This is a genomic window from Agrobacterium sp. NPDC089420 (genome assembly GCF_044900305.1).
GTDB lineage: Bacteria > Pseudomonadota > Alphaproteobacteria > Rhizobiales > Rhizobiaceae > Agrobacterium.
Genome location: NZ_JBJDMY010000011.1, coordinates 99349 through 116942 on the forward strand (window position 1 = coordinate 99349; position 17594 = coordinate 116942).

General features: G+C 60.4%; 12 protein-coding genes and 1 tRNA gene. 7 read left to right on the forward strand and 6 right to left on the reverse strand.

The window, feature by feature from the left end:
• The first annotated feature begins 247 nt into the window (after positions 1-247).
• Positions 248-2197, forward strand: coding sequence for a methyl-accepting chemotaxis protein (locus ACI2KA_RS17520; protein ID WP_404503730.1), 1950 nt, complete (start codon positions 248-250; stop codon positions 2195-2197).
• Positions 2198-2474: 277 nt separating this feature from the next.
• On the opposite strand, the gene glf is transcribed toward ACI2KA_RS17520, so the two are convergent.
• From glf to ACI2KA_RS17535, 3 genes are all read right to left on the reverse strand, one after another.
• Positions 2475-3632 carry a UDP-galactopyranose mutase gene (gene glf, locus ACI2KA_RS17525; protein WP_404503731.1) on the reverse strand — a complete coding sequence of 386 codons (1158 nt, stop codon included), beginning with the start codon at positions 3630-3632 and terminating at the stop codon, positions 2475-2477.
• A 64-nt stretch (positions 3633-3696) separates the two neighbouring features.
• Positions 3697-5658, reverse strand: a complete 1962-nt coding sequence (locus ACI2KA_RS17530) for a glycosyl transferase (RefSeq protein WP_404503821.1) — start codon at positions 5656-5658, stop codon at positions 3697-3699.
• Positions 5659-6020: 362 nt separating this feature from the next.
• Entirely contained in the window at positions 6021-8990 is a 2970-nt protein-coding gene (locus tag ACI2KA_RS17535) for a beta strand repeat-containing protein (RefSeq protein ID WP_404503732.1), read from the reverse strand.
• A gap of 768 nt (positions 8991-9758) precedes the next feature.
• On the opposite strand from ACI2KA_RS17535, the gene ACI2KA_RS17540 reads away from it, so the two are divergent.
• On the forward strand, positions 9759-9899 hold the full coding sequence (locus tag ACI2KA_RS17540) for a hypothetical protein (protein ID WP_404503733.1): 141 nt from the start codon (positions 9759-9761) through the stop codon (positions 9897-9899).
• A gap of 207 nt (positions 9900-10106) precedes the next feature.
• On the opposite strand, the gene ACI2KA_RS17545 is transcribed toward ACI2KA_RS17540, so the two are convergent.
• Positions 10107-10183 (reverse strand) — tRNA-Arg (locus ACI2KA_RS17545).
• Between the two features lie 526 nt (positions 10184-10709).
• Here ACI2KA_RS17545 and ACI2KA_RS17550 point away from each other — a divergent pair.
• The gene (locus tag ACI2KA_RS17550; RefSeq protein WP_404503734.1) at positions 10710-11216 is read left to right on the forward strand and encodes a MarR family winged helix-turn-helix transcriptional regulator; all 507 of its coding nucleotides are present in this window, start codon (positions 10710-10712) and stop codon (positions 11214-11216) included.
• Positions 11217-11464: 248 nt separating this feature from the next.
• Positions 11465-11728, forward strand: a complete 264-nt coding sequence (locus ACI2KA_RS17555) for a hypothetical protein (protein WP_404503735.1) — start codon at positions 11465-11467, stop codon at positions 11726-11728.
• A 156-nt stretch (positions 11729-11884) separates the two neighbouring features.
• On the opposite strand, the gene ACI2KA_RS17560 is transcribed toward ACI2KA_RS17555, so the two are convergent.
• Together ACI2KA_RS17560 and ACI2KA_RS17565 are read right to left on the reverse strand one after the other, a co-directional pair.
• The gene (locus ACI2KA_RS17560; protein ID WP_404503736.1) at positions 11885-12361 is read right to left on the reverse strand and encodes a hypothetical protein; all 477 of its coding nucleotides are present in this window, start codon (positions 12359-12361) and stop codon (positions 11885-11887) included.
• A gap of 72 nt (positions 12362-12433) precedes the next feature.
• A complete protein-coding gene (locus ACI2KA_RS17565; protein ID WP_404503737.1) occupies positions 12434-13438 on the reverse strand; it encodes a LysR family transcriptional regulator in 1005 nt (334 codons plus the stop codon).
• A gap of 255 nt (positions 13439-13693) precedes the next feature.
• Between ACI2KA_RS17565 and chvE the strand changes: the two genes are divergently transcribed.
• The 3 genes from chvE to gguB all read left to right on the forward strand — a co-directional run bounded on the left by chvE (position 13694) and on the right by gguB (position 17580).
• Positions 13694-14758, forward strand: a complete 1065-nt coding sequence (chvE, locus tag ACI2KA_RS17570) for a sugar ABC transporter substrate-binding protein ChvE (protein ID WP_404503738.1) — start codon at positions 13694-13696, stop codon at positions 14756-14758.
• A 90-nt stretch (positions 14759-14848) separates the two neighbouring features.
• Positions 14849-16387 (forward strand): sugar ABC transporter ATP-binding protein GguA, encoded by a 1539-nt coding sequence (gene gguA / locus ACI2KA_RS17575; RefSeq protein WP_404503739.1) that lies wholly within the window; start codon positions 14849-14851, stop codon positions 16385-16387.
• Positions 16384-17580 (forward strand): sugar ABC transporter permease GguB, encoded by a 1197-nt coding sequence (gguB, locus tag ACI2KA_RS17580; RefSeq protein ID WP_404503740.1) that lies wholly within the window; start codon positions 16384-16386, stop codon positions 17578-17580. Before gguA ends, gguB begins: the two co-directional genes overlap by 4 nt.
• Positions 17581-17594: the final 14 nt, after the last annotated feature.

The window sequence follows — 17594 nt, forward strand, 5'->3', positions numbered from 1 at the left end:
TCTTCAAGATAACGTCTGGCGTTTCCGCTTGCGGGCGGAGCCGCCCCGCCACCCCGGGGAGCAAACCTGTCCGCCTTTCAACGGGCGGGCGCGGCGTTCTTCGGCGCATGCATGATGCATATGCGGCAAGAGCTGATGATGCGGCTAGCGGAACCTCGATGATCGGGGCGTTCGACGTGCAATGCCAGTTTTGCCGAACACCTCCGGCACGGGGAAGGAGCGGTTTTCGTTGACGTGAGGTTTTCCCGTGTCTTTCCTGCAAAATGCCAGCATCCGCACCAAAATTCTGTCGCTCATTCTGCCGCTCTGCATCATCGGCCTTGGCGCCACCGTCTTCATGTCCATCCGCTACAAGGAGGCGGACACGGCCTATTCGCTCTTCATCGCCAATGACAACGCCGCTCTGGTGGAGCTTGCGCGCGCCAACCGCAATCTGGTGGCGGTGGCCTATGGCGCCTATCAGGTGATGGCCTATGATGCGAAGGGGCCGGATATAAAGGCTGCCGGGCAGGCCTATGACGACAGCAAACGCTTGCTTCTGCTGCGTCTCAACAACGTCAGGGCGGTTTTTCCCGAAGAAGCCGCCGCCGTGGATGCCTTCATCGCGCAGTCGCAGGCGATAATCGCGATGACCGACAAGGCCGTCGAGCTCGGCGTTGCGGACCGCAATGAAGAATCCGCCGCGCAGCTGCTGAAGGCGGATATATCCATCCAGGCGACGTCGGCCGCCATGACCGCGCTGCTGGACAAGCTGGCCAAGGGTGTGGTTACGGGAAGCGACGATCTGACCGACCAGACCAATTCGACCATCCTGATCTCGCTGGTTATCGTCGGGGCCGCGTTTACGATCGGCATCATTCTTGCGCTGTTCGTGGCGTCGCGCGGCATCACGACACCGATCGCCCGCCTGCGCGCACGCATGGTATCGCTTGCCGGCGGCGAGACCTCCGCCGAGATTGACGGCATGACGCGGCGGGACGAAGTGGGCCAGATGGCGAAAGCCGTTCAGGTATTCCGCGAAAATGCCATTGAACGCATCCGTCTCGAACGGGAAACCGAGGCCAACCGCAGCCTCTCGGAGAAGGAACGGATAGAACGCGAGCAGCAGAAGGCAAGGGAGGCGGCCGATGTCCAATTTGCGGTCGACAATCTTGCCGCCGGTCTCTCCAAGCTTTCGGAAGGCGATGTTTCCTATCGTATCGGTCAGCCCTTCACCGCCACGCTCGATGCCGTTCGCAACGATTTCAACACGTCGGCCGAAAAGCTGCAGGCGGCGTTGACGCGGGTGGCGCAAAATGCCGGCGGCATCGGCGCAGGTGCGAATGAAATCAAGTCGGCCGCCGACGATCTCGCCAAGCGCACCGAGCAGCAGGCTGCGGCCGTGGAAGAAACCGCCGCTGCCCTGGAGGAAATCACCACGACGGTGCGCGATTCGACGAAACGCGCGCAGGAGGCCGGCCTGATCGTCAGCCGCGCCAAAGCCGGCGCCGAGCAATCCGGCGAAGTGGTGCGCCGCGCCGTGGTCGCCATGGAGCAGATCGCCAAATCCGCCAATGAGATCAGCAATATCATCGGCGTCATCGATGAGATCGCCTTCCAGACCAACCTGCTGGCGCTGAATGCCGGCGTGGAGGCGGCGCGTGCCGGCGAGGCGGGCAAGGGCTTTGCCGTGGTGGCGCAGGAGGTGCGCGAACTGGCGCAGCGCTCCGCCCATGCGGCCAAGGAGATCAAGGCATTGATCAATACCTCCAATGATCAGGTGCAGCAGGGCGTTCAGCTGGTGGGCGATACCGGCAAGGCGCTGGAGACCATCGTTATGGAAGTGCAGGAGATCAACCGGCACGTCGTTTCCATCGTGGAGGCGGCACAGGAGCAATCTTCCGGCCTGCAGCAGATCAATACGGCCGTCAACCAGATGGACCAGGACACGCAGAAAAATGCGGCCATGGTGGAAGAAACCAATGCCGCAAGCCACAGCCTGGCCAAGGAAGTGGCGTCGCTGAACCAGCTGCTCGCGCAATTCAGACTTGCCGATGGCGTTTATCAGCAGAACAGCCAGCCGGCTCCCCTGCGCAACGCCGGCGGCAGCGACAGACCCGTTGCTTCCCCCGTGCGGGCGCTTGGCCGCAAACTAGCTTCGGCCTTTGCGGGCAATGCCGCCGTCGATACGACAAAGGACGACTGGCAGGAGTTCTAAGGCTGCCGCCTGCCTCTGGAAATGGCCGCCTGCCAGCTTCGGCCGGCCGGTGGCCGGCCAGCCGACATCATAATCGACCTGCGGCCTGCCGCGCGAGGCGATGCCTCGCGCGGCAGACTTAAATGGCCATAGTCTTCAGCCTTTCCACCGACCCGCCTGCCGGATCGTCACAGCCTTGTGTCCATGCTTTTTCCCGGAAGAGTGACATCAGCCGACATGCCGGGCGGCATCCGGCCGATGCGACCGCCGTGACGGCCTGTGTCCGCGGACGGCCGCCTCAGACCGGCGAATGCAGAAATGCTGGCATAACGCCGCCCGAAGAAAGTCTGGCGAGATAGAGGCGGGCGGTATCGAGCGCCTCCCGGATTGTCGCATCCATGTCAAGGTAACGATAGGTGCCGAGCCGCCCGACGAAAGTCACCGATGTTTCGCGCTCGGCGCGCGACACATAGGCGGCAAGCTGTTCTTTGTCCTTCACCAGCCGGACGGGGTAATAAGGAATATCCTGCGGGCCGCATGCGCGGGAGAACTCCCTGTAGCAGACCGAGCCGGCATGGTCTTCCCAGGGTGAAAAATGCTTGTGCTCGGTAATGCGGGTGAAGGGCACCGATACGTCGCCATAATTCATCACCGCGCAACCCTGATAGTCGCCGTCATAGGTGAAACGCTGGAAGTCGAGCGTCCGATAGGCCAGCCGGCCGAGTTCGAAGTCGAAATAGCCGTCAAGCGGACCGGAATAAAACACGTGCCGGCAGGTCTGCGCCTCGGCGCGGCGGAACTGCGCGCCAAGCGTGACCGTGATGTTTGGATGATCGAGAATGCGGCCGACCATGTCCGTATAGCCGGTTTCCGGCATGCCCTGATATTTATGGAAGAAGTAGTTGTCGTCATAATTGAAGCGCACGGGCAGGCGTTTCAGGATGGAAGCCGGCAGCTCGTCAGGCGAGCAGCCCCATTGCTTTTCCGTATATCCCTTGAAGAAGGCTTCGTAGAGTTCCCGGCCGACAAAGCGCAGCGCCTGTTCCTCGAAGGTCCGCGGATCGGCAATCGACCTGTCGGCCTTTTCGTCGATGAAGGCCCGTGCTTCATCGGGTCGGAAATTCCTGCCGAAGAACTGGTTGATCGTGTGCAGATTGACCGGCAGGGAATAGACGCGCTCGCCGCTCGTCGTCTTGACCCGGTTCTTGTAAGGCATGAATGTCTGGAAGCGGTTTACATAATCCCACACTTCCCTGTCGTCCGTATGGAAGATATGCGGACCGTAAACATGGACCATCACGCCGGTTTCGCCGTCGCGCTCGGTGTGGCAATTGCCGGCGATATGATCGCGGGCATCGATGATGTCGACCCTGTGCCCGGCCAGTGCCAGCTCCCGCCCAATCACCGCGCCGGAAAGGCCGGCGCCGACGATGACAATTCTTTCATCCGCGTGCATTCACAATCCGTCCCGTTCACATGTCGCCGCCTGTCCGGCCGAGTGCCGCCGTTCGATTTCCCGCTCAGTCTTTTGGCGCGCGCCACAGGCGATTGTCGTAAGGGATCGGTGCATAGTCGTGCCACTGGCCGAGCTTTTGCAGGTAGCGGTTGCGGTAACTGTCTTCGTCCTCAAATTCGATATTTTCCAACACGGCTTCCGCGCCCACCTCATAATAGAGATCGAGGTTGCGGAGATCCGGCACCGGCGTCTCGCCGCGCTCGCATTCGCCCTGCATTTGCCAAAACAGTTCTTCCAGACGGCGCGCCAGAGCGGGAATGTCCCGCAGGACGCTCGTGTCGCGCTGCCGGGCGATCGATCCTCTGACCTCGGCGAGGCTCTGGCGGTCGCGCTCGAAACCGACGGCGCGGGCGACATAATCCTCCGGGGAAGAGCACAGCATTTCCGGGACACCCGCGGCGGTGACGATGCTGCCGCAGAAACGGGCCGCGAATGTCTTGCCCGACATGGTGAGCACGGGCAGGCCGGAGGTGATCGCATCCGCCGCCGTGGAATGCGCACCATAGGGGAACGTGTCCAGAAACAGGTCGGCAACGCCGATACGGGCAATATGCTGCGGGTTCTGGACCTTTGGCGCGAATACGAGCCGCTCCGGCGCGACGCCGCTTTTTTCAGCCAGCTCCCGCAGGCGTTGATTGACATCCTCGTCGCCCGTCAGCAGCCACAACAGGCTGCCGGGCGTCTGCGACAGGATTTCCATCCATCGCGCAAAGCAGTTTTCCGTGATTTTCTGCATGCCGTTTAAACTGGCATAAACGAATGCATCTTCCGGCAGCCCGACTTCGGCCCGGCTTGGCCGGGCGGCGACGGGCCGCTTTCGGTCAAGCGGCTGGTCGCAGGCGATGCGCAGCACCTTTTCGGAATAATAGATTTCGCTCTCTTCCGGGATCATGTAGCCGTCAGAGATCAGATATTGATGGAACGGGCTGCCCATCGACCCGGGGTAACCGCAGAAGCTGACGATCACCGGTGCTGGACGATAGGCGAAAATCCTTGCGCGCGCGTCCTTCGTATAGCCGTTGACGTCGATCAATATATCGATGTCGTCGGCGATGATCTGCGATGCGGCTGCGGCATCGTCCACGCCGTGAAGATCGCGCCAGCTATGAACCGCGGCCTTGATCCGCTCCTGCGTGCTGTCCGTGCCACGCTGGTTGCCGCAATAATAGGCGAAGACCTCGATGTTGTTCCTGTCATGCAGTTCCAGAACCTCGCAGAGCGCGAAACCCACGGCATGATCGCGAAGATCCGATGAGAGGTAGCCGACGCGCAGGCGCTGGCCGGTCCCGGACTTCTCCTTGGGCAATCTGCGCGGAAAGCGGCTCAGGTCCGGGCGCGCGCCGATCAGCGTTTTGCTCAGGCGATATGCCTTGGCCAGCTGGAACATCGGATCGTCGGCATAACAGCTCAGGGTCAGCGACGACATTGCATCGAGCATCTTGCGGGCGGAAACATGGTTCGAGGGCACAAGCACCGGCCACTTGCACTGTCGCTGTCGCAACGACGCCCAGTGCTGGCCCGCTTCCGGCGATTCCGGCCGCAGTTCGAACGCCTGCAGCAGGGCGGTTTCGGCTTCCTCGAATCTGCCGGCGCCCTCAAGGACACGGCCGATGTTTTGCAGGACCATATGCCGATGCCCGATCGCCTCGGCGTCGAGATGTTTCGTTGCCTCGGCATAACGTGACCACTGTGCCACCGCCTGACCGATCAGGCCGGTATCTTCAAGCACGCGGCCGAGATTGATATGGCCGGGGGCGAATTGCGGATTGGCCTTCAAACAGGCGTGGAACGCCTGGACGGAGCCGGCACGGTCGCCCAGCTGGCTGAGCACGACCGCATAGTTGAAATAGGCGAGGTGAATTGCAGGATTAGTGTCGTTGAAGGCGACCCAGGTCTTGTAGAGCTCGGCGGCGGCCGCCTGCTGGCCGGCGGCATTGAGAGCCTCGGCGACACGCAGCAGATCCATGAGGCTTAACCGCTGGTTCCGTGCGAGATCAAGCGCGCTGGGCGCGTCATTGTCGGTTGCAGTCGGGGCTTGGCTTGCGGTCATGGCATCCTGCGGCAGAACGGCAAAGGGGCGAAGGTGGAAGCGGCCTGGATGGGCTGTCTTTAGCTATCGCGGATAACTTGCTTGTGGCTGGAGGTACTCAGGCGGGATCGCCTCTGCGGGCGGGCGGTCTTGCCGTCAATGGCCGCCGGCGGCCCGCATGAGGGCGGACATGTTTGCCGTGGCGGCGCCTTTCCGGATCGGGCATTGCGCAATTGCCATCCATCCGCGCTGCGACGCGGCTTTGAGCCGCGTCGCAAACTGTCCGGTTCCCCGAGGCCTTAGGAGGTCTTGTAGGCCTTGATGACGGCCTCGACCTGTCCGTCGTTCATTACCCCCAGCTGTTGGGAGGAAAACGCCGCAGCATTGACGCTGCCAAGACCGGTAAGCGTGGCTGTGGAAAGGCCGGCGATGGCATTGGCAGTGATGGCCTTGATCTCATCGGTGGAGAAGAGCTTCAGCTCGTCGCTGCTGAGGGTGGCGATCTGTACGGAGCCGAGACCGGCGATCTGGTCGGCGTTGAGGGCCTTGATCTGGTCTGTCGACAGGGCCGTAAACTGTGCCGTGGAGAGGGCGGAGGCCTGTGCTCTCGTCAGCGCGGCGATGTTGGCGGTGCTGAGCTTGCCGGCGTCGAGTCCTGTAATGGCCTTGGTGCTGATAGCCTTGACCTCGTCGGTGGAGAAGGTGGCAAGGGCATCGGAAGAAAGCGCGTTCAGCTGCGCCGACGACAGGGCCGCGACCTGTGTTTTTGTCAGCGCCGTGGCGTTTTCAGTGCTGAGACCGGTGAGGGTGGCCGCGGAAAGGCCGGCGATGGCATTGGCGCTGAAGGCCTTGATCTCGTCGGCGGAGAAGAGCGCCAGCTCGGTGCTGCTGAGGGTGGCAAGCTGGGCGGAGCCGAGACCGGTGACCTGCGCCGAGGTGAGGGCCTTGAGCTGATCGGTGGAGAGGGCGGCGAATTGCGTCGAGGAGAGCGCTGCGGCCTGCGTGCTGCTGAGGGCGGCGATGTTGCCGGTGCTGAGCCTGGTGACATCGAGGCCGGCGAGGGCCTTGGCGCTGATGGCCTGGATCTCGTCGTTAGCGAAGGTGGCCAGGGCGTCGGAGGAAAGCGCGCCGAGCTGCGCCGGGGACATGGCCGCGATCTGTGCCTTGGTCAGCGCCGCGGCGCTGGTGCTGCCGAGACCGGCAAGGGCAGTTGTAGAGAGGCCGGCGATGGCGTTGGCAGTGACGGCCTTGATCTCGTCGGTGGAGAAGAGCGCCAATTCGTCACTGCTGAGGGTGGCGATCTGTGCGGAGCCGAGACCGGCGACCTGATCCGAGGTGAGGGCTTTGATCTGGTCTGTCGACAGGGCGGCGAACTGTGCCGAGGAGAGGGCGGAGGCCTGTGCTCTCGTCAGCGCGGCGATGTTGGCGGTGCTGAGTTTGCCGGCGTCGAGCCCTGTAATGGCCTTGGTGCTGATCGCCTTGACCTCGTCTGCGGAGAAAGTGGCAAGGGCGTCGGAGGAGAGCGCGTTCAGCTGCGCCGAGGACAGGGCCGCGATCTGCGTCTTGGTCAGTGCCGTGGCATTTTCAGTGCTGAGGTTTGTCAGCGCGGCGGCGGAAAGGCCGGCGATGGCATTGGCGCTGAAGGCCTTGATCTCGTCGGCGGAGAAGAGCGCCAGTTCGGTGCTGCTGAGGGTGGCGAGCTGGGCCGAGCCGAGACCGGTAACCTGCGCCGAGGTGAGGGCCTTGAGCTGATCGGTGGAGAGGGCGGCGAATTGCGTCGAGGAGAGTGCTGCGGCCTGCGTGCTGCTGAGGGCGGCGATGTTGCCGGTGCTGAGCCTGGTGACATCGAGGCCGGCGAGGGCCTTGGCGCTGATGGCCTTGACTTCATCTGCGGAGAATGTGGCCAGGGCGTCGGAGGAGAGCGCATTCAGCTGGGCCGGTGACATGGCCGCGATCTGCGCCTTGGTCAGTGCGGCGGCGGCGGTGCTGCCGAAACCGGCAAGGGCGGCCGTGGAAAGGCCGGCGATGGCATTGGCGCTGAAGGCCTTGATCTCGTCGGCGGAGAAGAGCGCCAGTTCGTCGCTGTTGAGGGTTGCAAGCTGGGCGGAGCCGAGACCGGCGACCTGATCCGAGGTGAGGGCCTTGAGCTGGTCTGTGGAGAGGGCGGCGAACTGTGCCGAGGAGAGGGCGGAGGCCTGTGCTCTCGTCAGCGCGGCGATGTTGCCGGTGCTGAGCTTGGCGACGTCGAGGCCGGCGAGCGCCTTGGCGCTGATGGCCTGGATCTCGTCGTTAGCGAAGGTGGCTAGGGCGTCGGAGGAAAGCGCGCCGAGCTGTGCCGGCGACATGGCCGCGATCTGTGCCTTGGTCAGCGCGGCGGCGGCGGTGCTGCCGAGACCGGCAAGGGCGGCCGTGGAAAGGCCGGCGATGGCATTGGCGCTGAGAGCCTTGATCTCGTCGGTGGAGAAGAGCGCCAATTCGTCGCTGCTGAGGGTGGCGATCTGTGCGGAGCCGAGACCGGCGATCTGATCGGCGTTGAGGGCCTTGATCTGGTCTGTCGACAGGGCGGCGAATTGCGCGGTGGAGAGGGCGGAAGCCTGTGCTCTCGTCAGGGCGGCGATATTGCCGGTACTCAGCTTGCTGGCATCAAGGCCGGCGAGAAGCTTGGTGCTGATCGCCTTGACCTCGTCTACGGAGAAAGTGGCAAGGGCATCGGAGGAGAGCGCGTTCAGCTGTGCCGACGACAGGGCCGCGATCTGCGTTTTTGTCAGGGCCGTGGCATTTTCGGTGCTGAGACCGGTGAGGGCGGCGGCGGAAAGGCCGGCGATGGCGTTGACGGTGAAGGCCTTGATCTCATCTGCGGAAAAAAGCGCAAGTTCGGTGCTGGTCAGGGTTGCGAGCTGGGCGGAGCCGAGGCCGGCGATCTGGGCCGAACCGAGGGCCTTGATCTGGTCCGTCGTCAGGGCTTCGATCTGGCTGGCATATAGCGCGGTGACCTGAGACGACGACAGGCTGCTGACCTGGGCGGAGCTCAACTTCGCGATCTGGGACAGGGTGAGTCCCTTGACGGCGCTGGACGAAATGGCGCGCAGGTCTTCAGAGCCGAAAAGAGCAAGGTTGTCGGTGCTCAAAGAGGCGATCTGAGACGCGCTGAGGGCTTTTATCTTGGTGCTGTCCAGAGCATTCACGTCCGCCGAGGTGAGGCCGGCGATTGTGGCCGTCGAGAGCTTGGAAATCTGCACGGCAGACAATGAGGAAAGAATGGAGGTCATGAACGTGTCCTTTACCGAATGGCGACTGGTCACGCCTATCTGCCGCCAGACGCTGTCCTTGGTGACAGCGGTCCGACATCCGCAAATAAAGCGAAGTTGTGGAAAACATGGCTCGTGTGAACCCGCGCTGGAAAGGCATCATGCAATTCGAGCCGGAGAACGACCCGGATTTTCCACGCTAGCTTGTGCGAATTCCGCTTAATAAATTCTGTCGCTCAAGCATTGTGCGACGTTCATGTCATAACGTGCAAACATTTAATACTAAGTAAATATTTTAAATACACATATTTTATACTTTAGTATATTTAATTATATAAAATTAAAAAGTATATAAATTAGAATAATACGATATATTTGATTTTAATATATGATATATTGATAATATATATTTTTAAAGATAATAATAGTGCCGAATATTTCCGAATGATATTTTATGATTTTATCTCCCGCGCAGGATTTTCTACAATCGCCTTGATGCGTTTCTTTCGAAATTTATTCCCCCGCGCTTGCCGAATGAAAACCGTAGCAAGGCCATGGATGTTGTGGGAGCAGGCGCCCCGGGGAACAGGAGCGGCAAAGCGCTTGCGGCTTTTGGGCGTGGGGACTGCCCGCGTTTCGCTCAATAGGACAATGGAATGCCAGGTGGCGTTTTAACATGCGTCAAAAGGCCCCGGTGCTTGGTCGCGTATAGAAATTGTCTGGGATGTGATTTCGAGATAATCATGCCGGCGGCAGATGTTGTCATGTGATTTACAGGAAATTTGCAAGATGTCTGACCCGTCTTGGGTAGATTGGTTTCCCTATGTTTTCTTCCCGTTCAAGGTTATCGTGTTGGGCGTAGGCATGTTCTACGCCATTAAATGGCACCATGATCAGGCGAAGAAGGATGAGGAAGCCGGCGGACGATAAGCCTGCGCTGGCGAGCGCAGGCCTCATGCCTTGCCAGAGGATTGTCCGTAAGCGTGCAGGCAGCCATGGAGCTGACCGGCCGCACGCGCGAAAAGCCTTGATGGCTTCGGGAGGCCGCCCCATGATCACGACCGATTAACAGCGTCAAAGAGAGGCGGCTGCCTCAACTGCAGAGAGGCCGGTAAAATCTCTTCGATTTCAAGGAAGTGGCGCACCCGACAGGATTCGAACCTGTGACCTTTGGAATCGGAATCCAACACTCTATCCAGCTGAGCTACGGGTGCAGCGGTCACGCCTGAATCGCGTGCAGCGGTTGGTTCATATCCCAGCTTTCTTTCCGCATCAATGTCTAAAAATCAGAGATTTGTGAAACCTGAGCCGTTTTCCCGTCAAGGGCGGCGAGGCGGGGGTGTGGGGTGGCGCGCGCGCCGTTCCTGTCTGCGGGCGGAAAAATGCGTCGTTTGGCATATTGATTCTTTTTTTCCGCCAGGTGTTTTCCCTTATAAGTAGTATGTTATCGCCTGATCGGACGGCTGTTTCGGCATTGCCGCGGACAGGCGGCAGCACTGTCGCAATGCCTTTCAGGCAAGGAGCGGGCTGCGGTTCCTGCCCCGTAAAATTTATGGGTAAATAGTCATATTTTTGTGGCCGGCCAGGTGGGTGCCTGGAGGTGGGGTTTGTTTTGCCGGCATTTAACTGTCAAATTCTTATACAATATTAGTATCATCTACATTTATTTGGGATACAGTTTCATGACGTTGTCGGTTATGATTTCGGCAGGGTAAAGGAACGAATCAGGCGGGGGATCGGATGGCTTTGCGACTGGCACATAGCAACGGGCCGCGGACGGAAAAGGTCGAAAGCGGCGGAGTGGAAGCGGCGCATCTCACGCCGATCGACTATGGATTGCTGACGACCGCGATCGGCTATCATTTACGGCACTCTCAACTTGCCGTGGCAAACGGTTTTGCCGACGTGCTGGCGGAGCAGGGTTTGCGCCCGGCGGATTTTTCCGTTCTTGTCATCGTTGGCGGCAATCCGGGTCTCAAACAGAGTGATGTGGCGGAAGCGCTCGGCATACAGCGGGCCAATTTCGTCGCGATCGTCGACAGCATGGAAGAGAAGGGCCTGCTGGTCCGCCGCAAATCGGAAGAGGACAGGCGCGTTCATTTTCTCGATATGACGGATGCGGGAAGCGGCCTTCTCGATCGCCTTTCCGATGCCTGGCGGGACCGCGAAGAAAAGCTGATCGACAGGATCGGCGGCAAAAAGGCGCGTGACCAGCTGCTCGCCCTGCTCGGGCGGTTGCGCGACTGAAATTCCCCGGCCATATGGCGTGCGTGGGAGCGCTCTTCAGGGCCTGCGCTCTCGCCCGTTTTTTCAGAAACGCCGGTCCCGTCCGCGCCCGCATTGCGAGGTCCTGTCACGACAGGCTGATGGATGGCGGGACGATTTGCGTTGCAATTTTTCTGGGAAACGGTCAAGACGCGTAAACCTGTTTGTGCCCTGCGCCGTCTGTGCCACGCAACAGGGCGACGACCGGAAAGGCCAGAGACGGGAACGCCATGCTGAATATCGATACGAGCCATCCGCTTTATCGCCCCTTGTGGGTCCGGTTGCTCATCGTCGGCTTTTGCGCCGCCTGGGCGATTATCGAATTCGTCAATCGCGAGTTTTTCTGGGGAACCATCGTCGGCGGCGTCGCGGCCTATGCGGCCTATGAACTGTTGCTGAAGTTCAAACCGGCAAGCGATGGCGGTGCCGCCACGGAGGGCGAAAATCCGCCTGCCGCCGAAACCGCGCCCGCTGACAAAAGCGATGCCGGCTGAGGCGTGATGCCTGCCGCCTTTGCCTTTTGCAGGGCGGGGGCCGGTTGGAGCCCTGGAATAGGTCCGGCCTAAACGGCAGCGCCGGACATGCTCTCGCCTTTTGGTTTTTGGTATTTTCCGGACGTGGAACCGCTGCCCGCTTTTACGGGAAAGGTTCTAGCGTCCCTGCTGCCGGGTTCGCAGCATGCGTAGCGCCTGGTCGATCAGGAGATTGGCCGCCGTCATGCGCAGCGTGGCGTTGTGCCGGAATTGCGGTTTCACGCGGTCGGGATGATTGAGGCGGGCAAAGGCGCGGCGTTTTTCCGCAAGCGTGGCGGCCGTATCGGTTTCGTGGATCGCCAGTTCCGCCGAGACATCGGCAAGCGCGGTCTTTTCGAGATGGGCGGGCATCGGCTCCGGCTCGGCCTGCTGTTTGGGGTCCGTCGGCGGCGCGGGGTCGGGTAAAAAGGCGAGATAGGCGTCGAGACTGCCGTTTGCCGGCTGCGGCGCGTCAATCTGCGTATCGACAACGAAGCCCGAGCTGAAACCGGCAATGCGGTGACCGGCGGGCAGCGGCGTCGCGGCGTCTTCCTCTTCTTTCTCCTGCTTCAGTCTTTCGACGACCGATTGGAAGACGGATTGTCCGAAGAGCATGCGGCTGTTCCCTGCGCCGGTCACAATATCCCGCCTCCATATCGGATGAAGATGGTGCCTGGCTTGCGGCCCTCAAGGGCCGGTCAGCTTGCGGCTTTCATCCAGCACCAGATCATAGAGCAGGCGGGCGCTGGGCGGCAGAACGCGGCCCTTGGTGGTGATGATGCTGTAGGGTTTGACGACGAGCTCGAAATCCGTCGGCAAGATGCGGGTCCGGCCGATATCGGCCCGTTGGCCGGCAACAAATTCGGCCATATCCTGCGCAATCGGCGCGATGGCATCCGTGTTGCAGACGAGGGCGAGGGTCAGCACCACGGATGGCGTGTTGATGACGTTGCGCGGCATGGCGACGCCATGGGTGAGAAACACGTCCTCCATCGTTCTGCGCAAAAGCGCGCCGGGCGGCTGAAAAACCCAGTCGTAACCGGAAAGATCGTGCAGGGTCACGGGCTCGCCGCCCAGCAAAGGGTGGCCCTCGCGCACCACCAGGCAGGCGCGCTCGATGCCGATTTCATGGATGGAGAAAAGGCCGGGATCGAAATCATCCGGAATGCGGCCGATGATGAAATCGTGACGGGCCGCCAGCAGTTCGCGGGCGAGCACGTTGCTGCTTTCCACCTGCACGTTGATCTCGATGCCGGGATAGGTATCCATGGCCCGCCGGATGGCGGGAACCACGAGGCTGATGGCCGGCGCTGTGACGGCGCCGATATAGACCGAACCGCCGCTGCCGGACTTCATCTGGTTGAGCTCGCGGCTTGCCTCGCGCAGCTCCAGCAATATGGTGCGCGCGCGGCGCGCCAGCGCCTCGCCGAACTTGGTCAGCACCACGCCGCGCGAGGCCCTTTGACAGAGCGGGCTTTTGACGATTGCTTCCATTTCCGAGAGCATGCGCGAGGCGGCGGGTTGTGTCATGTTCATCGCGGCCGCAGCGGCGCTGACCTGCCCGTGCTCCTCGATCATGACCAGCATGCGCAGGTGGCTCATCTTCAATCCGGCACGCAGCAGAGGGTTGTCTTCAAAGACAAAAAGCGCGTCCGCTGTTTGCGTCTGCTCATACACTCTTGGGTTGCTCATGCTGCGTTTTATACCCTTCATCGGCTTTTGTATCGATTTAATATATCATAATTGATATATGGAAACTGATTTATTCTATTTGACAGTTATATGGATTCAGAACAATTTGCAGAATGCCGGGGAGGAGCGGCTGCTGTTCCGTTTCGCAATTGCGAAATCCGAATGGGCCTGACGCGGCTCCTTCCTCTGACGGCATGAATTTCATGGTGCACCGCAGCATGCGGGTTCCAGAGAAGGGCTCAAGGGAGAGAGTTAATGAAGTCCATTATTTCGCTGATGGCAGCTTGTGCCATCGGTGCTGCGTCTTTCGCAGCGCCGGCTTTCGCACAGGACAAGGGTTCCGTCGGTATCGCGATGCCGACCAAGTCGTCCGCCCGCTGGATCGATGACGGTAACAACATCGTGAAGCAGCTGCAGGCCGCCGGTTACACGACCGACCTGCAATATGCCGACGACGATATTCCGAACCAGCTGTCCCAGATCGAAAACATGGTCACCAAGGGCGTCAAGGTCCTCGTGATCGCCTCGATCGACGGCACCACGCTGTCGGACGTGCTGAAGCAGGCCGGCCAGCAGGGCATCAAGGTCATCGCTTATGACCGCCTGATCCGCAACAGCGGCGACGTCAGCTATTACGCCACCTTCGACAACTTCCAGGTCGGCGTTCTGCAGGCGACCTCGATCGTCGACAAGCTCGGCCTGAAGGACGGCAAGGGTCCGTTCAACATCGAGCTGTTCGGCGGCTCTCCGGACGACAACAACGCCTTCTTCTTCTATGACGGCGCGATGTCGGTTCTGCAGCCCTACATCGACAGCGGTAAGCTGGTCGTGAAGTCCGGCCAGACCGGCATGGACAAGGTCGGCACGCTGCGCTGGGATCCGGCAACGGCCCAGGCCCGCATGGACAACCTGCTGTCGGCCTACTACACCGACGCCAAGGTTGACGCCGTCCTGTCGCCTTACGACGGTCTGTCGATCGGCATCATCTCCTCGCTGAAGGGCGTGGGTTACGGCACGAAGGACCAGCCGCTGCCGGTCGTTTCCGGCCAGGACGCTGAAGTTCCCTCGGTCAAGTCGATCATTGCCGGCGAACAATATTCCACCATCTTCAAGGACACCCGCGAACTCGCCAAGGTGACCGTGAACATGGTCAACGCCGTCATGGAAGGCAAGGAGCCGGAAGTCAACGACACCAAGACCTATGAAAATGGCGTCAAGGTCGTTCCGTCCTACCTCCTGAAGCCGGTTGCCGTGACCAAGGAGAACTACAAGCAGGTTCTCGTCGACGGCGGTTATTACACCGAAGACCAGCTGAAATAAGCTCGACACACATGCGGGGATGGCTTGGCGTCATCCCCGTTTTTCCATAAAAATAAAAACGCCGGAATTAATCGGGCGCTGGATTGCGATATGGCCAATACCATTCTCGAAATGCGGAACATCACCAAGACGTTTCCGGGCGTGAAAGCGCTGGAAAACGTCAACCTCAAGGTTCAAGAGGGTGAGATCCACGCACTCGTCGGTGAGAACGGCGCGGGAAAGTCGACCCTGATGAAGGTCCTTTCCGGTGTTTACCCCGCCGGCACCTATGAGGGCGAAATCCACTACGAAGGCGCAGTGCGGAATTTTCGCGCCATCAACGACAGCGAAGATATTGGCATCATCATCATTCACCAGGAGCTGGCGCTGGTGCCGCTCCTGTCGATTGCGGAAAACATCTTCCTTGGCAACGAGGTCGCGTCGAGCGGCGTCATCAACTGGCAGCAGACCTTCAACCGTACCCGCGAACTTCTAAAGAAGGTGGGCCTGAAGGAATCGCCGGAGACGCTGATCACCGATATCGGCGTGGGCAAGCAGCAGCTGGTCGAGATCGCCAAGGCGCTGTCGAAAAGCGTGAAGCTGCTCATCCTCGACGAGCCGACGGCATCGCTCAACGAAAGCGATTCCGAGGCGCTGCTCAACCTGCTGATGGAGTTCCGCAAGCAGGGCATGACCTCGATCATCATCACCCACAAGCTCAACGAAGTGCGCAAGGTGGCCGACCAGATCACCGTTTTGCGCGACGGCATGACGGTGAAGACGCTCGACTGTCACAAGGAAGAAATCAGCGAGGATGTCATCATCCGCAACATGGTGGGGCGCGATCTCGAGGATCGTTATCCGCCGCGCGACGTGCCGATCGGCGAGACCATTCTCGAAGTGAAGAACTGGAACGCCTATCACCAGCAGCACCGCGACCGCCAGGTTCTGCACGACATCAACGTCACCGTGCGCAAGGGCGAAGTCGTCGGCATTGCCGGGCTGATGGGGGCAGGGCGCACCGAATTCGCGATGAGCGTGTTCGGCAAGTCCTACGGCCACAAGATCAGCGGCGAGGTGCTGATCCACGGCAAGCCCGTGGATGTCAGCACCGTGCGCAGGGCGATCGATGCCGGTCTTGCCTATGTGACGGAAGACCGCAAACATCTCGGTCTCGTGCTCAACGACAACATCCTGCACAACACCACGCTCGCCAACCTGGCCGGCGTGTCGAATGCCAGCATCATCGACGACATCAAGGAAATGAAGGTTGCGAGCGATTTCCGCACGCGCCTGCGCATCCGGTCTTCGGGCATTTTCCAGGAAACGGTCAATCTTTCGGGCGGCAACCAGCAGAAGGTGGTGCTGTCCAAGTGGCTGTTCTCCAATCCCGACGTGCTGATCCTCGACGAACCGACCCGCGGCATCGACGTCGGCGCCAAATACGAAATCTATACCATCATCAACCAGCTCGCTGCCGACGGCAAAGGCGTTCTGATGATCTCATCGGAAATGCCGGAACTGCTTGGCAATTGCGACCGCATCTACGTCATGAACGAAGGCCGCATCGTCGCTGAATTGCCGAAGGGAGAGGCGAGCCAGGAAAGCATCATGCGCGCTATCATGCGCTCAGGGGAGAAGAACTCATGAGTTCGGCAAACACCACAAACGAAGAAAGCAACGTCATCTCGGTCGGGTCGTATATTCGCTCGAATATCCGCGAATACGGCATGCTGATCGCGCTCGTCGCCATCATGGTTTTCTTCCAGTTCTACACCGGCGGCATCCTGTTCCGCCCGGTCAACCTCACCAACCTCATCCTGCAGAACTCGTTCATCGTCATCATGGCGCTTGGCATGCTGCTCGTCATCGTCGCCGGGCATATCGACCTTTCGGTGGGTTCCATCGTCGCCTTCGTCGGCGCGATCGCGGCGATATTGACCGTGCAATGGGGCATGAACCCGTTTCTGGCGGCGCTGATTTGTCTTGTCATCGGCGGCATCATCGGTGCTGCACAGGGCTACTGGATCGCCTATCACCGCATTCCGTCCTTCATCGTGACGCTGGCGGGCATGCTGGTGTTCCGCGGCCTGACGCTGTTCGTGCTCGGCGGCAAGAACATCGGCCCGTTCCCGACCGATTTCCAGATCATCAGCACCGGCTTCCTGCCCGACATCGGCGGCATCGAAGGCCTGAACACCACATCGATGATCCTGACGGCGCTGATTACGGTCGTGCTGTTCTATCTGGCGTGGCGCCGTCGCGTGGTGAACGTGAAGCATGGCATCGACGTGGAGCCGTTCGGTTTCTTCATCGTACAGAATTTGCTGATCTCTGGCGCCATCCTGTTCCTGGGTTACCAGCTGTCCACCTATCGCGGCCTGCCCAACGTGCTGATCGTGATGCTGGTCCTGATCGCGCTTTACAGCTTCGTGACGCGCCGCACGACCATCGGACGCCGTGTCTACGCCATGGGCGGCAATGAGAAGGCGACCAAGCTTTCCGGTATCAACACCGAACGCCTGAGCTTCCTCACCTTCGTCAACATGGGTGTGCTGGCCGGTCTCGCCGGCATGATCATCGCGACGCGCCTCAACTCGGCGACGCCGAAGGCCGGCGTGGGCTTCGAGCTTGACGTGATCGCGGCCTGCTTCATCGGCGGCGCTTCGGCTTCCGGCGGCGTCGGCAAGATCACGGGCGCGGTCATCGGCGCTTTCATCATGGGCGTCATGAACAACGGCATGTCGATCGTCGGCCTCGGCATCGATTTCCAGCAGATGGTCAAGGGCCTCGTGCTGCTCGCCGCCGTGTTCTTCGACGTCTACAACAAGAACAAGGGCTGATTGCCCCACCCCTA